The organism is Streptomyces sp. NBC_01304, assembly GCF_035975855.1.
Classification (GTDB): domain Bacteria; phylum Actinomycetota; class Actinomycetes; order Streptomycetales; family Streptomycetaceae; genus Streptomyces.
On the sequence record NZ_CP109055.1, the window covers coordinates 233,277 to 250,241 of the forward strand.

At 69.5% G+C, this 16,965-nt stretch carries 13 protein-coding genes and 1 pseudogene; 7 read left to right on the plus strand and 7 right to left on the minus strand.

The genetic code is table 11. From position 1 onward, the window contains the following. Positions 1-303: 303 nt before the first annotated feature. On the minus strand, positions 304-1,653 hold the full coding sequence (locus OG430_RS00995) for a tetratricopeptide repeat protein (protein WP_327350423.1): 1,350 nt from the start codon (positions 1,651-1,653) through the stop codon (positions 304-306). 218 nt (positions 1,654-1,871) lie between these two features. Here OG430_RS00995 and OG430_RS01000 point away from each other — a divergent pair, with 218 nt between their 5' ends. Genes OG430_RS01000 through OG430_RS01020 form a run of 5 tightly spaced genes read left to right on the plus strand, consistent with a single transcriptional unit; the run spans position 1,872 to position 8,271 of the window. Further along, the gene (locus tag OG430_RS01000) at positions 1,872-2,921 is read left to right on the plus strand and encodes a polyprenyl synthetase family protein (RefSeq protein WP_327350424.1); all 1,050 of its coding nucleotides are present in this window, start codon (positions 1,872-1,874) and stop codon (positions 2,919-2,921) included. Between the two features lie 14 nt (positions 2,922-2,935). Further along, positions 2,936-4,264: a 4-hydroxy-3-methylbut-2-enyl diphosphate reductase gene (gene ispH, locus OG430_RS01005; RefSeq protein ID WP_327350425.1), complete on the plus strand. Its 1,329-nt coding sequence runs from the start codon at positions 2,936-2,938 to the stop codon at positions 4,262-4,264. Continuing rightward, the gene (gene dxs, locus OG430_RS01010; RefSeq protein ID WP_327350426.1) at positions 4,261-6,141 is read left to right on the plus strand and encodes a 1-deoxy-D-xylulose-5-phosphate synthase; all 1,881 of its coding nucleotides are present in this window, start codon (positions 4,261-4,263) and stop codon (positions 6,139-6,141) included. The genes ispH and dxs overlap by 4 nt, the downstream gene beginning before the upstream one ends. 1 nt (position 6,142) lies before the next feature. Beyond that, positions 6,143-7,255, plus strand: a complete 1,113-nt coding sequence (ispG, locus tag OG430_RS01015) for a flavodoxin-dependent (E)-4-hydroxy-3-methylbut-2-enyl-diphosphate synthase (RefSeq protein ID WP_327350427.1) — start codon at positions 6,143-6,145, stop codon at positions 7,253-7,255. An 8-nt stretch (positions 7,256-7,263) separates the two neighbouring features. After that, positions 7,264-8,271 (plus strand): terpene synthase family protein, encoded by a 1,008-nt coding sequence (locus OG430_RS01020; RefSeq protein ID WP_442816423.1) that lies wholly within the window; start codon positions 7,264-7,266, stop codon positions 8,269-8,271. Positions 8,272-9,049: 778 nt separating this feature from the next. Here the strand turns inward: OG430_RS01020 and OG430_RS01025 are convergent. After that, positions 9,050-9,559, minus strand: coding sequence for a hypothetical protein (locus OG430_RS01025; RefSeq protein WP_327350428.1), 510 nt, complete (start codon positions 9,557-9,559; stop codon positions 9,050-9,052). 350 nt (positions 9,560-9,909) lie between these two features. Further along, positions 9,910-10,767 (minus strand): hypothetical protein, encoded by an 858-nt coding sequence (locus OG430_RS01030; RefSeq protein ID WP_327350429.1) that lies wholly within the window; start codon positions 10,765-10,767, stop codon positions 9,910-9,912. Between the two features lie 394 nt (positions 10,768-11,161). Here OG430_RS01030 and OG430_RS01035 point away from each other — a divergent pair, with 394 nt between their 5' ends. Further along, entirely contained in the window at positions 11,162-11,896 is a 735-nt protein-coding gene (locus OG430_RS01035; RefSeq protein WP_327350430.1) for an alpha/beta fold hydrolase, read from the plus strand. A 287-nt stretch (positions 11,897-12,183) separates the two neighbouring features. Next, a pseudogene (locus OG430_RS01040) lies at positions 12,184-12,318 on the plus strand (iron chelate uptake ABC transporter family permease subunit); the annotation flags it as partial. A gap of 3 nt (positions 12,319-12,321) precedes the next feature. Here OG430_RS01040 and OG430_RS01045 read toward each other — a convergent pair. The 4 genes from OG430_RS01045 to OG430_RS01060 form a co-directional block, all read right to left on the minus strand. Then, the gene (locus OG430_RS01045) at positions 12,322-14,109 is read right to left on the minus strand and encodes a serine/threonine-protein kinase (protein ID WP_327350431.1); all 1,788 of its coding nucleotides are present in this window, start codon (positions 14,107-14,109) and stop codon (positions 12,322-12,324) included. A gap of 185 nt (positions 14,110-14,294) precedes the next feature. Then, positions 14,295-14,624, minus strand: a complete 330-nt coding sequence (locus OG430_RS01050) for a transposase (protein WP_327358936.1) — start codon at positions 14,622-14,624, stop codon at positions 14,295-14,297. After that, on the minus strand, positions 14,543-16,513 hold the full coding sequence (locus tag OG430_RS01055; protein WP_327350432.1) for a DUF6596 domain-containing protein: 1,971 nt from the start codon (positions 16,511-16,513) through the stop codon (positions 14,543-14,545). The genes OG430_RS01050 and OG430_RS01055 overlap by 82 nt, the downstream gene beginning before the upstream one ends. 49 nt (positions 16,514-16,562) lie before the next feature. Beyond that, entirely contained in the window at positions 16,563-16,892 is a 330-nt protein-coding gene (locus OG430_RS01060; RefSeq protein WP_327350433.1) for a YciI family protein, read from the minus strand. Between the last annotated feature and the right edge of the window lie 73 nt (positions 16,893-16,965).

Below are 16,965 nucleotides of genomic sequence, written 5' to 3' on the forward strand. Positions count from 1 at the left end.
ATTCGCCGGACGGCGGCGGGAGTTGATCATGTGGCGTAGCGCGTACCGCTCCTGCGAGTGGATCTTGATGCAAGTGGCCGCATAGCTATCACAGTCCTCGCTCAGCCCTCTAAACAGTCACCTGTGGATGATCCATTTGCTCTAGAAACAGTTGTTCCCCTTCCCGAGCAGCCCGCCGACGCGCCCTCCGATGTGGACAAGGACTGGACCGATACACCGGTGGCCGACCCTCTGGCGGAAGGGAGGGACCCCGACGATTCGGATGCCTGAGAGGAGGGGGCCTGACATGGCCGCGTTCTGCCGCTACTTCGCGAACTCGCGAGCCCGTTCCAGGACAGCGCCAGCCTGACGCTGCCGTCGATACGGGCGCAGACACCGCACCATCTCGGTGAAGGCCTGGTCCACTTGGGCGGAACGCAGATGGGGATAGTGGTCGAAGAAGGCCTGCCAGTGGCCGCAGGCCTCATCCAGGTTGCCGGCTCGCAGCAGTGATTCGGCCAGCTTGGCGCGGGTCAGCGCGGCGGGCCGGTGCTCGTCCGGCGACCGGTGTGCGAGGGAGGCGTCGAGGGCGGCCCTGGCCGGCACGTCGTCACCGAGGGCCAGCAGCACCTCGGCCCGCTGGTAGTAGAGGCCCGCCTTCGGATACGCCGCGAACGGGCCGCCCTCCTCGGCGGCGCGCTCGTGCCGACTCTCGGCGGCGGAGAGATCGGCAACCGCCGCCCGGCGCTCCCGCCGGCGAGCTCGGGTAAGCGCCCGCTGGGCCAGTAAAAAGCTGTGCACCCCCCGATCGCCCCGGTCGCCGCAGACTTCGATCGCGGCGTGCGCCAGCTGATCGGCGTGCCGGTCGTGAAGCAGCCGTAGCGCCTGGGAACTCATGGCCCGCAGGGTGATGGCGTACTGGCGGCGATCACCCGCCTGTTGGGCCAGCGAAAGCGCGAGGTAGAAGTATCGCTGGGCCAGCCCGTCACGCCCGGCATCGGCCGTCATGTCGGCGAGCAGATGCACCAACTGGGCGACGGCGACCTGGGTTTCGGTGCGCAGCCGTCCGGGTCCCGGGGCGTCCAGGAGCCTGCTGACGTCGTCGGCGATGTACGCGGCCAGGCTGGTGCGAGCGTGTCCGCCGCCGTGGCTGCGACTCAGGCCGGAGAAGACCCGCGCCATCTCCTGCAGCAGCTGCACGTCCTCGGCGGCCACCCGGTGAGCACCCGAGGCGGTCGTGCTCGGCGCGGCGGCCTCGGGCAGCCAGCCGGGTAGCGCGAAGGCGGTCAGGGTGTATCCGGAGCGGGCCAGGAAGGCCCGTCGCTCGGGTGCCGCTTCCGCGCGGCACAGGCTGATCAGACGAAGCACGGCTCCACCGTCTCCCGGTCCAGGAGTGAGCAGCAGATCCGGGGGATGCGGGTTCTGGGCCAGCCCGGTTTCCGCCGGCATGACAAGGCGGCCCAGTCGCTGAGTGAGGGCGGCGGCGACAAGATCAGGGATCGGGGGACGCGGCCGGGACCCCGTGAGCCAATGCGCCACCGAGGTTCGGTCGTAGCGTAGGCACAATCCCTGCGCCATGCCCAGGCCGTTGACCGCACGGGCCAGTTCACCCGCGGTCCAGTCCGCCTCGGCGATCAGCGCGGCCAGCAGACCGTTCGCGTCACGACGCGCCACAACACCTCCCAGCAGCAGTGATTCATCGGCGCACAAATGCACAAGCGTTCAACGCGTTCACGCACCGATCAAGGTGGTGCCGTTCCAACTGCCCGCCTGTGGGTCCTCCATAGAGGTATGCCCGTCCGGACGGAGGCTGCCCCTCCCCCGGGCTTTCGGCTCATCACGCCCGCTCCGCTCGGCCAACGTCCCCCACCGTCTGCCCGCGAGGACCTGCCATGGCGTCCCCCGTCCTGCCCGCCCCTGCACTCGACAAGACCGCCCGTCACCTACTGCTGCAGGCCCAGGAGTTGGTGGTGCCGGCCCTGCGTGACTGGGCGACACGGCTGCCCGGCTCCCTGGCCGCCCTGGCCGGCTACCACCTGGGGTGGCGCGATGAGCAGGGACGCCCGACGGCCGGTCCGCCACCGGGCAAGGCCATCCGCCCGGCGCTCGCGTTCAGCTGCGCCGAGGCCGTGGGGGGCACCCGCGCGGATGCGGTGGGTGCGGCCGTGGCGGTCGAGCTGGCGCACAACTTCTCCCTCATCCACGACGACGTGATCGACGGCGACGAGCTGCGCCGGCACCGGCCGGCGCTCTGGGCGCAGTTCGGCGTGCCGGCCGCACTCCTCGGCGGGGACGCCCTGCTCACCCAGGCACTGCGGGTGCTGGCCGACACCCGTGCGGACGAGGCCGGACGCTCCGTCTGCGTACTGGCCGCCGCCGTACTGGAGTTGATCGAGGGCGAGGCGCTGGACACGGCCTTCGAGCGGCGCAGTGATGTGACCGTGGCCGCGTACACCGCGATGGCCGTGGGCAAGACCGGGGCCCTGATGGGCGCAGCCTGTGCCCTCGGTGCGCTGGCCGGGGATGCGGACGAGGCCCGAGCCGGTCATCTGGCCCGTTTCGGCCGGCGCATCGGGGTGGCCTTCCAGATCACTGATGACCTGCTCGGCGTCTTCGGCGACCCGGCGGTAACCGGAAAGCCGGTGGGCAGCGATCTCACGTCGCGCAAGAAGACCCACCCGGTCCTCGCCGCGATCGGCTCGCGCACGACGGCCGGTGATCAGCTGGCGAAGCTGTACGCGCAGGCCGATCCGCTGGACGAAGCACAGGTGCGAGAGGCGGTCGCCCTGGTCGACCGGGCGGGCGGAAGGCGCCTCTCGCAGCGGGCCGCCACCTTCGAACTCGAGCGGGCATTCGCCGAGTTGAGCGCCGCCGACCCCGACCCCACCGCGGTCGCCGACCTCACCGCCCTGGCCCATCTGATCACGCATCGCAGCAGCTGAAAGGAGGCTCCGCCATGAACAAAACAAGCGCGCCGCACGTACGCATGCTGCCGGTCGCCGCCCTGAACGACTGGGAGATCGTGGTGGCCACCGAGCTCCTCACCGCAGACGGCCGGGCGGCCTTCTGCCCGGCCGCTCCGCTGATCGCCGGATCGGTGGCCAGGGCCGGCCATCGAGTCCACACCGCTCCGGTACGGCTGTTGCCCGAGGGCACACCGGCGCAGTGTCTCGCGGCAGTCGCCGGTCCCATCGCGGCCGGGGGCGCCCCGCATGGGCCTACCAGCGATCAATCCCCCACGACCGATTCCTCCCCGACGCCCGCCCTGGCCGTGGCCGCCGGCACCGCCGCCGGTGCCGACCCTTGGCGCGCAGCCCGCGTAGCCGTCGTCGACTGGTCGCGCGCGATGCGCCCGCGCACCGTCCTGCTCGCTTCGCCGCGCTCGTTCTGCGCGGGCGTGGAGCGGGCCATCGAGGTCGTGGAGCTCCTTCTCAAGCAGCGCGAGAACCCCGTCTACGTCCGCAAACAAATCGTGCACAACACCCATGTGGTCGGTGAACTCGCCGACCGCGGAGCGGTGTTCGTGGACGAGCTCGACCAGGTGCCGGACGGGGCGACGGTCGTCTTCTCCGCGCACGGGGTGTCGCCCGCGGTGCGCCAGGAGGCGGTGCGCCGCCGTCTCGACGTCGTCGATGCGACCTGCCCCCTGGTGACCAAGGTGCACTCCGAGGCCCGCCGCTACGCCGAGCGCGGCAACACCGTCGTCCTCATCGGGCATGCCGGGCACGAGGAGGTCGAGGGCACGATGGGCGTGGCGCCGGACGCGACGGTCCTGGTCGAGTCGGCCGACGACATCGCCGCGCTCGAAGTGCCGGATCCGGCCAGGGTGACGTTTCTGACCCAGACCACCCTCGCCGTGGACGAGACGCGCGAGGCGATCGAAGCCCTGCAGCGGCGCTTCCCGGCGGCGCGCGGACCCGGTGCCGAGGACATCTGCTACGCCACCACCAACCGTCAGCGCTCCCTGCAGTCGGTGGCGGCGGAGGCGGACCTGGTTCTGGTGATCGGTTCGGCGAACTCCTCCAACTCCGCTCGCCTGGTGGAGCTTTCGCGTCGCTGCGGCACCCCGGCCCAGCTCATCGAGGACGTGTCCCACATCCGCCCCGAATGGCTGACCGAGGCATCGGTCGTCGGACTCACCGCCGGCGCCTCGGCCCCGCCTTCCCTCGTCACCCAGACCGTCGCCGCCCTTTCCGGACTCGGCCCGGTCACCGTCACCGAGCACACCACCGATGTCGAAGGCATCCGCTTCGCCCCGCCCGCCGCCGTAAGGAGCCGCTCATGACCGCCCCGGTCCTCCCCCCGCTTTCCGGGGCCATCGATCCGAAGGATCTGCGCGAGCTCCCGGACGAGGCGCTCGACGAACTCGCGGCACAGATCAGGGAGTTCCTGATCGAGAAGGTCTCCGCGGTCGGCGGTCACCTCGGCCCCAACCTCGGCGCGGTGGAGCTGACCATGGCCCTGCACCGGGTCTTCGACTCACCCCACGACACCCTGCTCTTCGACACCGGGCACCAGTCCTACGTCCACAAGATCCTGACCGGGCGGTCCGCCGACTTCGACCAGCTCCGCCTCCCTGGCGGCCTGTCCGGCTACCCGTGCCGCGCCGAATCCGACCACGACGTCATCGAGAACAGCCATGCCTCCACCGCTCTCGCCTACGCCGACGGCCTGGCCAAGGCCCGGCAGTTGACCGGGGAGAGCGAGCGCGCCGTGGTCGCCGTCATCGGCGACGGAGCGATGACCGGCGGCATGGCATGGGAGGCGCTCAACAACCTCGGCGGCGCGCAGGACCGCCCCGTCATCGTCGTCCTCAATGACAACGAACGCTCCTACGCCCCCACCATCGGAGGACTCGCCGACCATCTCCAGGAGCTGCGCGGGGACAATCCCCCGGAAGACATCGGCTGGCTCCTGGAGGCTTCCTCGCAGTGCGCTCCCGAGGGTGTGATCGGCCCGATGCCGATGGCCCGGAGCCTCTTCGAACTCCTCGGCTTCGCCTACCTCGGCCCCATCGACGGTCACCACCGCCCCTTGGTCGAGGAAGCCCTGAACATCGCGCGCGACATGCGCGTGCCGGTCGTCGTCCATGTCGTCTCCGTCAAGGGCAAGGGGTACGCCCCCGCGGTCGCCGACCGCGCCGAGTGCATGCACGCGGTGGGCGTCATCGACCCTGCCACGGGCCGGGCCCGCGCCTCCTCGCCTTCCCCGCCCTCCTGGACCAAGGTATTCTCCGAGGCACTGACCGAACTCGGATCGACATCGCCGGAGTTGGTGGCCATCACCGCCGCCATGCCGGGACCCACCGGCCTGAGCCGCTTCGGGGACCGCTTCCCGGAGCGCTTCTACGACGTGGGGATCGCCGAACAGCACGCGGTCACCTCGGCCGCGGGCCTGGCCATGGGCGGGCTGCACCCGCTGGTCGCCGTCTACGCCACCTTCCTGGGCCGCGCCTTCGACCAGGTCCTGATGGACGTGGCCCTGCACCGGCTGCCCGTCACCTTCGTCCTGGACCGTGCGGGCATCACCGGCCCCGACGGGCCCTCGCACCACGGCATGTGGGACCTGACGATCCTGGGCGCGGTCCCGGGTATGCGCGTCGCCGTCCCGCGGGACGCACTCAGGCTGCGCGAACTCCTCGCCGAGGCGGTCGCACACTCCGCCGGGCCGACCGCCCTGCGCTTCCCCAAAGCCACGGCCGGTCCCGACATCCCGGCCCTGGAACGCATCGGTCCGGTCGACATCCTGCACTCCTCCTCCGGCATCCGCGACGTCCTGCTGATCCCCATCGGCCCCCTCGCCGTCCCCGCCCTCGCTGCAGCCCACTACCTCTCCTCCCAGGGCATCGGCACCACGGTCGCCGACCCCCGCTGGGCCCTCCCCGTCCCCGCCGAACTCACCTTCCTGGCGGGCCGCCACCGCCTGGTCGTCACCGTCGAGGACAACACCCGCGCGGGCGGCGTCGGCACGGCCGTGGCCCGCGCGCTCGCCGACACGGGCTCAGCCGTGCCCGTACGCGCCCTCGGCCTGCCCGGCCGCTTCATCCCGCACGGGGCGCGCACCGACCTGTTGGCGGCCGCGGGACTGAATCGCGAAGGCATCGTCCAGGCCGTTCTCCGGGCACGCGCCGGACTCCCCCACACCGACGCACAGGAGAACTGACATGACCACCATCGACCTGGGGCTACCCGCGATGCCCCGCACCCCGGCACGCCGGCCCACCCGCCGCATCCAGGTGGGCAACGTCCCCGTCGGCGGCGGCGCGCCCATCTCCGTGCAGACCATGACCACGACCCGCACGGCCGACGTGGACGCCACGCTCCAGCAGATCGCCGAGGTCACGGCGGCGGGCTGCGACATCGTCCGCGTCGCCGTCCCTTCCGCCGACGACGCCCAGGCGCTGCCCAAGATCGCCGCCAGGTCCCCCATCCCCGTGATCGCGGACATCCACTTCCAGCCGCGCTACGTGTTCGCCGCGATCGACGCGGGCTGCGCGGCGGTACGCGTGAACCCCGGGAACATCAAGAAGTTCGACGACAAGGTCCGCGAAATCTCAGTGGCGGCGTCGGCCGCGGGCATCCCGATCCGTATCGGCGTGAACGCCGGGTCGCTGGACCAGCGACTGCTCGCCAAGCACGGGCGGGCGACCCCGCAGGCCCTGGCCGAATCGGCCTTGTGGGAATGCTCGTTGTTCGAGGAGCACGGCTTCACAGACCTCAAGATCGCGGTCAAGCACCACGACCCGCTGACGATGATCGCGGCCTATCGGATTCTGTCCGAACGCTGCGACTATCCGCTGCATTTGGGGGTGACGGAGGCAGGTCCGGCCTTCCAGGGCTCGATCAAGTCCGCTGTCGCCTTCGGGGTGTTGCTGGGCGAGGGGATCGGAGACACCATCCGGGTCTCCCTCTCGGCGCCGCCCGTCGAGCAGGTCAAGGCGGGATGTCACATCCTGTCCTCGCTGGGCCTTCGGCCCCGGAAGCTGGAGATCGTCTCCTGCCCCGGCTGCGGCCGACTGCAGGTCGACATCCACAAGCTCGCCACCCAGGTCGAGGCCGCCTTCGACGGCTTCCCCCACCCCCTGCGCGTCGCGGTCATGGGATGCGTGGTCAACGGGCCCGGGGAAGCCCGCGAGGCCGACGTCGGAGTCTCCAGCGGCAACGGCAAAGGCCAGATCTTCGTCCGCGGCAAAGTCGTCCGCACCGTACCCGAAAGCCAGATCGTCGACGCCCTCATCGAAGAAGCCCTCCACCTGACCCAATCCCCCACCGATTGAGGATCGCTGTGCACCAGATCTCCCTCCCCACCTTCCACATGCCGTTCGAAAGCGCGGGCTGCAACCCCGGGCTCGAAGAAACCAAAGAAGCCACCTGGCAGTGGGCCACGTCCATGGGCCTCGACCTGCCCCCCGTGGCAGAGAAGCGGATGCTCCGCACCCGCCCGGAACTCTGGATCTCGCTCGTCTTCCCCAAGGTGACGCAGGAGCAGCTCGATCTCTTCTGCCAATGGCTCTTCTGGGCCTTCCTGGTGGACGACGAGTTCGACGACGGACCCGGCGGGCGCGACCCTCGGCTGTGCGAGGAGGTGATCACGCGCCTGGTAGCCGTTCTCGACGGCGCCGCCCCGCACGGCCCCATGGAGGACGCACTCGTCGACCTGCGCAACCGAACCTGCCCGGACCGGTCAACGGGCTGGAACAGGCAGTTCCGCCGCGACACCGTCGCCTGGCTGTGGACGTACTACGCCGAGGCCGTGGAACGCATCGCCGGTCACGTACCGGCCCTGGGCGAATTCATCCAGCACCGCCGGGATTCGGTCGCGATGCAGCCGTTCCTCGATCTCCACGAGATCGCCGCCGGAATCGACCTCCCGGAATCGGCCCGCAGCCTTCCCGCCTACATCGCCCTGCGCAATGCGGTGTCGGACCATTCCGGGCTCTGCAACGACATCTGCTCCTTCGAGAAGGAAGCCGTACTGGGCTACGAGCACAACACCGTCCGTCTCATCCAGCGGGAACAGGAGGGAACGATCCAGGAGGCCGCCGACGAGGCCGGGGATCTGCTGGCCGACATCGCCCGCCGGGTGCAACGGGCCGAGGACGACCTGGCCGGGGAAATCGAAGCAGGCCACATCGACGGGCAACCGCGGACGGCCTTGGAGCGCTGCATCCACGACTACCGAGGGCTCGTTCGCGGCGACTTCGATTACCACGCGCGCGCCGAACGCTATACACATCCCGATCTGGCGGAAGCGGAGCAACGAGAGTCCGTGTCGGCGTACTTCGCCGGCTGACGCCCAACGGCGGGCGTCGTGGTCCGTCCCGACAGCCTGCCGATGGAGCCCGAGTCCCCAACGCCCGCCTCGGCTCGGGCCTCCAGCCCGACGAGCCCGGTTTCAAGGACGGCCTATGACGACACGACTCCTCTCCCCGCCCACACCGTTGGAGGCAACTGCGGCGCCGTGCCCAGCCCGCGACGAGCACCAGTACCGCTGCTTCCGCGCCATCGGCTGCGGTCCTCCTGACACGCACCCCCATCAGCCTTCTTGCCCCGCTGTCCATGTTCAGGGACCTGCCGGACCATCGGGCGCTCCAGCATGGAGGGCTACGCCGTCTTCAGTTGCCTTCAAGGACACTCGGATCGAGTAGGCGACACCGGTACGCGCCCCGTGCTGTCCACGCCCCGCCAGCCTCGCCCACAGCGACGCCAGCGCGTCGGCCAGGGCAAGCGCGACTGTCAGCTCACCGTCCAGACAAGGCACTTCACCAGGACCGGGCCATGGCAGGAGGCCGGCTCATCCATCACCTCTGATCGATGAGCCGGCCCGGGTTGTTCCGCTCAGTGAAGGCCCGCGGCTGCCCGCTACGACGTTCCCGCGAGCGCTGCCGGGACCTGCTACTTGCAGTTCGGAACCGACGTGCGGTTCTTGACGTAGCGGCCGACGACCCAGCCCTTCGGCGTGTTACCTGGTACCAGATGGGGTTGCTGTCGACGGGCTGGACCTTCTTCTTGACAAGCCGTACTGCGGACAAGCCCCACCCAAGACGACCGCGTTCAGGCCGCCCAGCGCGCTACTTGAGCCGGCCCTGTTCGCCCTTCATGGCCTTCTCGAAGGCCGCGAGCTTGTCGAAGGGGAACTTGCTGAGCGCCTCCTCGTTCCGGTACTCGGGCTTGAGGTGGAGCTTGTTGTCGTTGTCCGTGAGCTTGTCGAGCTCGTCCAGGAACGCCGCCCTGGAATCCGTGCAGATCCGAGTGCGCATCGCGTCACTCAGGCCCGCAGGGCCGGTGCCGAGCATGTCCTCGCTGCTGCTCTCGGCACGGTCGGCGATCCTCGCCAGGGCCTCGTCGACGGGGACCGTGCCGTTCTTCCAGGCCCAGACATCGAGCCGCCAGGCGTCCAGGTGCTCCTTGTAGTACGTGTCGTCGTGGTGCGGAGTGTTGCAGAAGTACTTCAACGTCGCTTCGGTGCGCCGCTGGAGTTCCTGCTCCTTCGGATCAGGCTTGGCCACGGCCGTAGTGGTGCCGGCAGCTGCCAGAGCGATCCCCAGGGCAGCCGCAGTGACATATCGGGTGATCTTCATATGCCCAGCATGAACGGGCGGCTCAACGCGGGCGTACGGGACACACGTGGGCATCCCCCGCACAGCGTAGGCGAAGACACCCTCCCTGGAGGAGCCACACCCATCCAGGACTCCGCCGCGATTCCTGCCGGGCCATCGCGGCAGGACCGAACCGGTGTTTGCATTGCCGTAATCCGGCAACCTCTACGGCGACTTGATGCCATGTTGCGGCCCTCATGACGCCACCACACCCGGCCCGGCGACGCCCCGCCTCAGCCACCGATTGCCGCTATCGCCAGAGTCAACTCGCCCCGCGTCCCAGCACCACGACGGGTGCTGGCCCCCAATCTGACGTGCACGTACGGCCGGGCCTACGGCACTGGCCGGCCTGTGTGCGCATCGAGGAGTACGCGGTCAGCCACGGGGCGGTCCAGCTTCACGGATATTTTCTGCTCTTTTGCCTGTGTAGTGCAGAGGCCATCCTCTGGATTCTTGACGAAGGCTGACAGGACGATGCTGCCGTCTGTCTCCAACACATCCACGGCGGCACCGTCGTCGCAGGCACCGTTAAAGGCGATTACTGTCACCGACCGCTTGTCCGGAGAGATGCGGACCAGCCGGTCGAGTGGAGCCAACTGGCTGTCGGAGAGGCCGTGGGCGGGCTTGATCGGCGGCTCAGGGAGCTGCGACGGATCGACAGCGGCCCGTTTGAGAGGCGACGTATAGCCCTTCAAGGTGAAGAGCCAGGCGGGGACCGTCGCCGGTCCGCGACTGGTCGCCACGCTCATCTCACCAAGCTTGGCCCCGGTCACGGTGAGGGGCGGCTCGTTCACGTCAGCACGGTCCAGCGCTTTGTATGTCTGGTCGGCCCCCATCAATGGCCGTCTCAGTGATTTGCCGCTCGTCCAGTCGACCACGCCGTCCTTCGGCGCTTTGGAGGGCAACTTGCTGGCGAGGGTGAAGTTCTGGGATTGGTATGCGCGTCTGTCGACCTGGCTTCGCAGCCCGCCCCGCGGCAGCTGGACCGTCTCCCCCACGGGATGGTAGCCAGCCCGCCACGTGGCACCCGCAGTTGACCCGTCCCAGGCTGCGGCGACCTGCCGGGCCCGCTTCGCCGGCGCGTCGGCGACGCCGCCACTCTCCTTCTCACTGCCGCAACCGGCCACGACGACCACTCCGGCGGCAAGCGCGGTCACCACGCTGAACTGGCCGAGGGTGCGCGAAGCCATGCTGTGCATTCGGCCTCCATGACGATGGGTGCGTGCGCCGCGACAAGTCATGCCGTGGTTCTGACGCTGTTGGTGAACGACAGGTTCCGCGGACTTGGAACAGGGGAAGGGGGAGCCCCGTCCGTAAACGTGAAGGCCCCGTTCCTCGATCACCAGGTGCACCTCTGTAAAGAGGGTGCGGCGGTCCGGGTCAGCCTTCCAGCGCCAGCCTTGACGGACGACAAGAGGAAGCCAGGGCGTATCGGAGGTGTGCCGGCTGCATCGTGATCATTGGTCTGGGAAAGCGACATGCGGGCCTGATCTGTGCGCTGACGGCCAATGCCTTCAACGTGGTGATGTCGAGCCGGCTTAACGCATGGTGTGAGGCAGTCCGGAGCTGTCCAACGGGTCGTGGATGAGAAGAGGTTCAAGCGTGGTGCACGTGGTGCGAGGTGGGCAGGGGCCGTTGCTGGTGCTGCTGCACGGACTGGGTGCGAATGCATCCGTGCGGCATTCCGCTGCGACGGCCTGGCCTGGATCATGGATGGCTGTGGACTTGCCCGGCCACGGCCGATCACCTGCGGTGGAGCGCTACTCGTTCGGGTCGCTGGCCGCTTCGGTGGCCACCGTGGCGGGTCCGGGCCCGGTGGCGGTGCTGGGGCACTCATTGGGCGGTGTGGTCGCGTTGACCTTGGCCAGCGGGTGGTTCGGCCTGGACGTGCGAGCCGTGGGCGGGCTGGGGATCAAGCTGCGGTGGACCGCCGAGGAGTTGGCGAAGGCCGAGGCGATGGCGGCACGGCCCCCGAGACTGTTCTCGAAGCGCGACGATGCCTCCGCGTGGGCCGCCCGACTGGCGGGCGTAGCGTTGGACGACGGCGCCGTGGTCAAGGCGGACGGCGGGTGGCAGGCGGCGCTGGACCCCCGAGCATTCGCCGTGGGCGCACCGGACGTGGCGGGGCTGCTCGCGGTCGCGAAGGCTCCGGTCGTGCTGGCGGCCGGTGAGCAGGACCTGATGTGTCCGCAAGAACACCTGCGCGCGGTGCAGCCGGAAGCAATGGTGCTACCCGGAGTCGGCCACAACGCCCATGTGGAGCGGCCCTCCTCGATTGAACCTGTGCTTGACCGGCTGCATCGCGCGTTGCTGCAGTAACGTCCGAGCTGCCCCCGCCCGCCAGGCCCGCCTCCCCCGCACAGACACTCAGCGCAGGGCCACGTCGCCTCAACCTGACTTCCCTCACGTGATGATGGGCGATTTTGGTGGTCAGCCGAGTCCCCGTCACCAGGCCCACAGCGCCTCTGCCCAGCTCCACGACCAGCACATACGCGAAATGCGCGCCTGGACTCCGAGCACGTTGATCCGGCGGTTTCTGGTGTCCTCACGCAGGGCCACGGCCCTCTGCCGATCCGGGACCAGCTGTAGCCGGTGGGCATGGTCGGGGCATCGCCCTCGTCTGCACCGCCGACTTCATCGGCCGCAAGGTCATCGCGCCCGCTCAGCTGGGCGCTGGCCTGATGACGGCTGTGATCGGTACGCCGTACTTTCTGTATCTGCTGGTCAGGAGGCGGAGGTAGGGCTCAAAACTGCGTCCAGCGCTGCGAGGCCCGACCCGACTGGCAGTCCACGGTCTGCACCCCGTCGGCTACGTCCAATTCGAGGCAGCCGTCGCTGGCGGCACTGATGAGGGAGGAGCCCGAGCCCGATATCCAGAGCCGGCCGGAGCCCATGTCGCAGTTCTTGACGAAGACGGCCTGGTCCTTCAGAGAGCTCCCCGCAAGGCACCCTCCGGTGGACTTGTTGACCAGCTTGTAGGTGCCGCCCGCGCCGCTGCGGATGGTCCAGTAGGCCGAGGCGCCGGAGCAGCCACCCGTATAGGCGGACCCGGATTCCCCATTCAGGCAGGTGCCGTCATTGCCGTTGCGCAACCGGAAGCTGCCCGTGGCGGGGGCGGTGGTGGGCGCCTTGGTGGCCGTACCACCCGAGCTCGACCCCGTACCGCCAGAGCTGTCGGACGAATCGCCGGAGCCTCCCGACGTACTGGTGGAACCCCCGGGAGCCTCCCCGGAATCGTCCGATCCGGACGACGTACCGGAATCGCCCTTCCCGGTGGAGTCCTGCTCCTTGCCGCCCTTCTTGCCCCGGTCGGGCTTTTTGTCCTCTCTGTCCGCGCTATTGGACGGCGAGGCGGCAGGGGTCGTCGAAGCAGTCACAGGCGGAGCCGCCTTGTCCGGCCCGGGAGCGGACACATGCGGAAGCAGCTGTACGGCGATCAAGGTCGCTGCGCCCGTCACGACGATCGGCACGACACCGAACACGAGAGTGCGGGAGCGGCGGCGCTGCGGCCGGAGCGTGGCGGCGGCGGCCCCGTCGGCGGGGGTGGGCTGCTCGTTCTCAGGGGTCGCACGGACTACGGGCGGCACATCCGGCGGGGGCACCTGCGCCGCGAACTCCGCGCGGACGGCGAGGCGGTCGGCCAGCGCCGGCGGCCAGCTGTTCGGCAGTGACGGGCGCTCGAGCGCTACCCGGTCGGCCAGCTCGGCGGCGGTGGGGCGGCCCTCGGGGTTCTTGTCGAGACAGTCGGCGACCAGCGCGGCGAGGGAGGGATCGGCCGCACGCAGCGCTTCGAGATCGGGTTCCTCGTGCACGATCCGGTAGAGGAGGCCGAGGCCCGCGCCCTCGCCGAAGGGGGCCAGGCCGCCCGACGCGTACGCGAGCAGTGAACCGAGGGCGAAGACGTCGGCGGCGCCCGTCAACAGCCGTGAACCCGAGGCCTGTTCAGGTGCCATGTAGGCCGGAGTGCCGGCCACCATCCCGGTCTGGGTGAGGCGTGACTGGTCGGCGGCGCGGGCGATGCCGAAGTCGATGAGGGTGACGCCGTCCGTCGTCAGCATGACGTTCGACGGCTTGAGGTCGCGGTGGACCATGTCCAGTGCATGCACCGGGGCGAGCGCGGCGGCCGTTTCCCGCAGCAGCAGCCACAGCGCGTCCGAGGGGAGCCCGACCTCGCCCTTCGTGGTCGTCACGGCCTCTGTGAGTGTGAGCCCCGGAACGTACGCGGTGGCGAACCACGGCGGCCGGGCCTCCCGGTCGGAGGCGAGCAGCGGTGCGGTGGCCCCCTCCGGCAGCCGGGAGAGATTGTCCAGCTCGTGCCCGAAGTGGCGGAGGAAGTTGTCGTCCTCGGCGAGCAGCGGAAGGACCTGCTTCACGGCCGCGAACCGGCCCTCGGTAACCCCCAGGTAGACCCGGCCCATACCGCCCGAACCGAGCCGTCCGAGCAGCGGGATCGACCCGATTCGTGCTGGATCGTCGTTCCCCAGCGGAACCGCCCCGCTGCCCGTCAGGCCGAAGTCGTCCCCCGTGCTCACCGCTGCCTCAACTCCCCGTGTGTCCAACCGATTTGGCGCGGGTCGACGCCCACCTCGCCCCCTGTGGGAGGGGCGGCCGTCAGTCCGCGCCAAGTGTGGCTGATCAAGCGACAGAAGTGGAAGCCGAATCCACGCGGCTTGGGTGAAGTTCGGTGCTGATTGACGGATCCTGTCGCGTCGGCGGGTCAGGGCCTCGTCGAGGCCTCGCCGATGTCCTTGGTGCCGGTCTGGGTTCGCTGTGGGTAGTCCTCGTACTTCGCCTGCCGCCAGACCAGCTCGATAGCGTTCAACTCCGGGCCGTATGGCGGCAGATGGATCAGCTCCACCCCGGTCTTCGCCAGGTGGCGGCGGCGGCCCTTGAATGCCTTGGCCATGTGCGCGGACGCGTTGGCGAAGGGCCTGTTGTGCCTCCGAGTTGCTGAGCGTGCGGTGTTCAGGGGCGGGGTTTGAGCTGTCGGAGGGTGTAGCCGTTGCCCGTGGGGTCGATGGGCTTGGTGGCCTGTTTGAAGAGGTATTCGGCCCGTTCGTAGGAGAGCCGGTTGCGGCCGGTGTCCGGGCACAGGTCGGTGTGGGTGGGTGTCCGGGCGGGGCCGGGTCGGCGGTCGGTGAGGAAGAGGGGGCCCCTGGTGCGGCCGGCCACCAGGGCGGGGAGAAGTCGGGCGGTCGCGGAGCGCCAGTGCACCCAGGTGTCGCCGGTGCGGGCCCGGCGGTCGTCCAGGTCCAGGTCTTCGATGTTGAGGGAGAGGACGGTTGTCACGGCGGCCGCGGACTCGTGGAGGAGCCGCCACAGGGTGTGTTCGCGTAGCGGCAGGTCGGGGTTGTTCCAGAGCGTGTCGAGCTGTGCCGGTTCCAGGCGTTGTGTCGTGTGGGGGGTCTGGGTGCGCCGGTCCAGGGCGGCGGTGAGGTCATCGATGTGGGCCCAGGCGCAGAAGGATCGGAGGGTCGAGCGGTGGCGGTTCCAGGTGGTGGGTGCGGCCTGGCCCCAGGCGGTCGTGAAGACCTGAGCCACCTGGTCGCAGGTCAGTGAGGCCAGTGGCTGCTGGTCGCCCAGGGTTCGGCGCAGCCGTTTCAGTGTCTGGGTGTACGAGCGGATCGTCGGGGCGTCGAGATCGTCGCGTTGGAGGAAGTCCTGGGCGGCCCGGGCGAGCGTGGGGCCGTGGGTGTCGGTCGCGGTGATCTCGTCGGCGCGGCGGCGCAGGAAGGCGCGTTCGGCGGCGTTGTGCGTGAGGGATGCTGCGCGTTCGAACTCGTGCCGGGCTTCGGTGGAGCGTCCGAGCCGGAGCAGGAGGTCGCCCCGGACGCCGGGGAGCAGGTGGTAGTCCTTCAGCGTGGGATCGGCGGTCAGGGAGTCGACCAGGTCGAGCCCTTGCTGGGGACCGTGCGCCATGCCCACGGCCACGGCTCGGTTGAGCTGCACGACGGGTGTCGGCAGCAGCCTGGCGAGGGCCTCGTACAGGGCCGCGATCTGCGCCCAGTCGGTGTCCTTCGCGGTCGGCGCCTGCGCGTGGCTCACGGCGATCGCCGCCTGCAGGACGTAGGGCCCGGCGGGACCGCCGATTTCCCGCGCGCGCAGCATCGCGGCGAAGCCACGGCGGATCAGCAGCTGGTCCCAGCGGCCCCGGTTCTGCTCGTGCAGCGGGATGGGCTCGCCCGCGGGGCCGGTACGCGCGGCAGAACGGGACTCATGGAGCTCCATCAGCGCGACGAGGCCCTGGACTTCGGCTTCTTGCGGGGCAAGTTCAGCAAGGAGACGGCCGAGCCTCAGGGCCTCAAGGGTGAGCCCGGGCCGCATCAGGTCGTCGCCCGTTGTCGCCGCATAGCCTTCGTTAAAGATCAGGTAGATGACCTCGAGTACCGAGTTCAGGCGTTCGGCCAGCTCGGCGCCCTCCGGGAGCTCGAACGATGCCTGTGTATCGGCCAGCGTGCGTTTCGCGGTGGCGATGCGCTGGGCGATCGTCTGCTCGCCGACGAGGAATGCCCGTGCGATCTCTGCGGCGGTCAGGCCGCCCAGGAGGCGCAGGGTGAGCGCGACGCGTGTGGGGGTCGCCAGCACGGGGTGGCAGGAGATGAACATCAGCCGCAGGACGTCGTCCTGGTCGGGGTCCTGATCAGTGGAGGGCTGGTGTTCCAGCTCGTGGGCGAGCTGCTGCTGCTTGCGTTCCAGATTCTGGGTGCGCCGGATGTGATCAACGGCGCGGCGCTTGGCGATCGCGGACAGCCAGGCACCGGGATTGTTCGGGATGCCCGACTGAGGCCATTGCTCGAGCGCGGCGACGAGGGCGTCCTGCGCCAGTTCCTCGGCGAGTCCGACGTCTCGCACCATCCGGGTGAGCCCGGCAATGATCTTGGCTGACTCGAGTTTGAAGACGGCGTCGATGGTGCGATGGGTGTCGCTCACGGGCATGACGACACCGCCCCGGCCGGCCTGCGACGGGGGCGGTGTCGTCGGGCTGTCACTGGCCGAACACCTGCCGGATCTCGCTCTCGCCGTCACCGACGATCTTGCGGAAGCGGCGGGCCAGCTCGATGGCCTCTTCCTGTGAGCGGGCCTCGATCAGTGCGAAGCCCACCACGGCCTCCTTGGCCTCGGCGAACGGTCCGTCCGTCACCGTGATCTCGTCGCCCAGCGAGGTGATCCGGATTCCGCCCGGCTGAAGTCCGCCGGTGGCCAGCAGGGCTCCGGAAGCGGTCAGCTCCTCGACGAACTTGCCCATTTCGGCGAACAGGCTCTCGTCGGGGGTCCTGGAAGAAGCCTTGGTCGTCATCAGGTAGCGCATGGTCATTTCCCCATTCGTTCGGGCTGCTGTTACGCCTCCACGTCGAACGAGTCTATGTGACAGGGAATGGCGGCGTTCC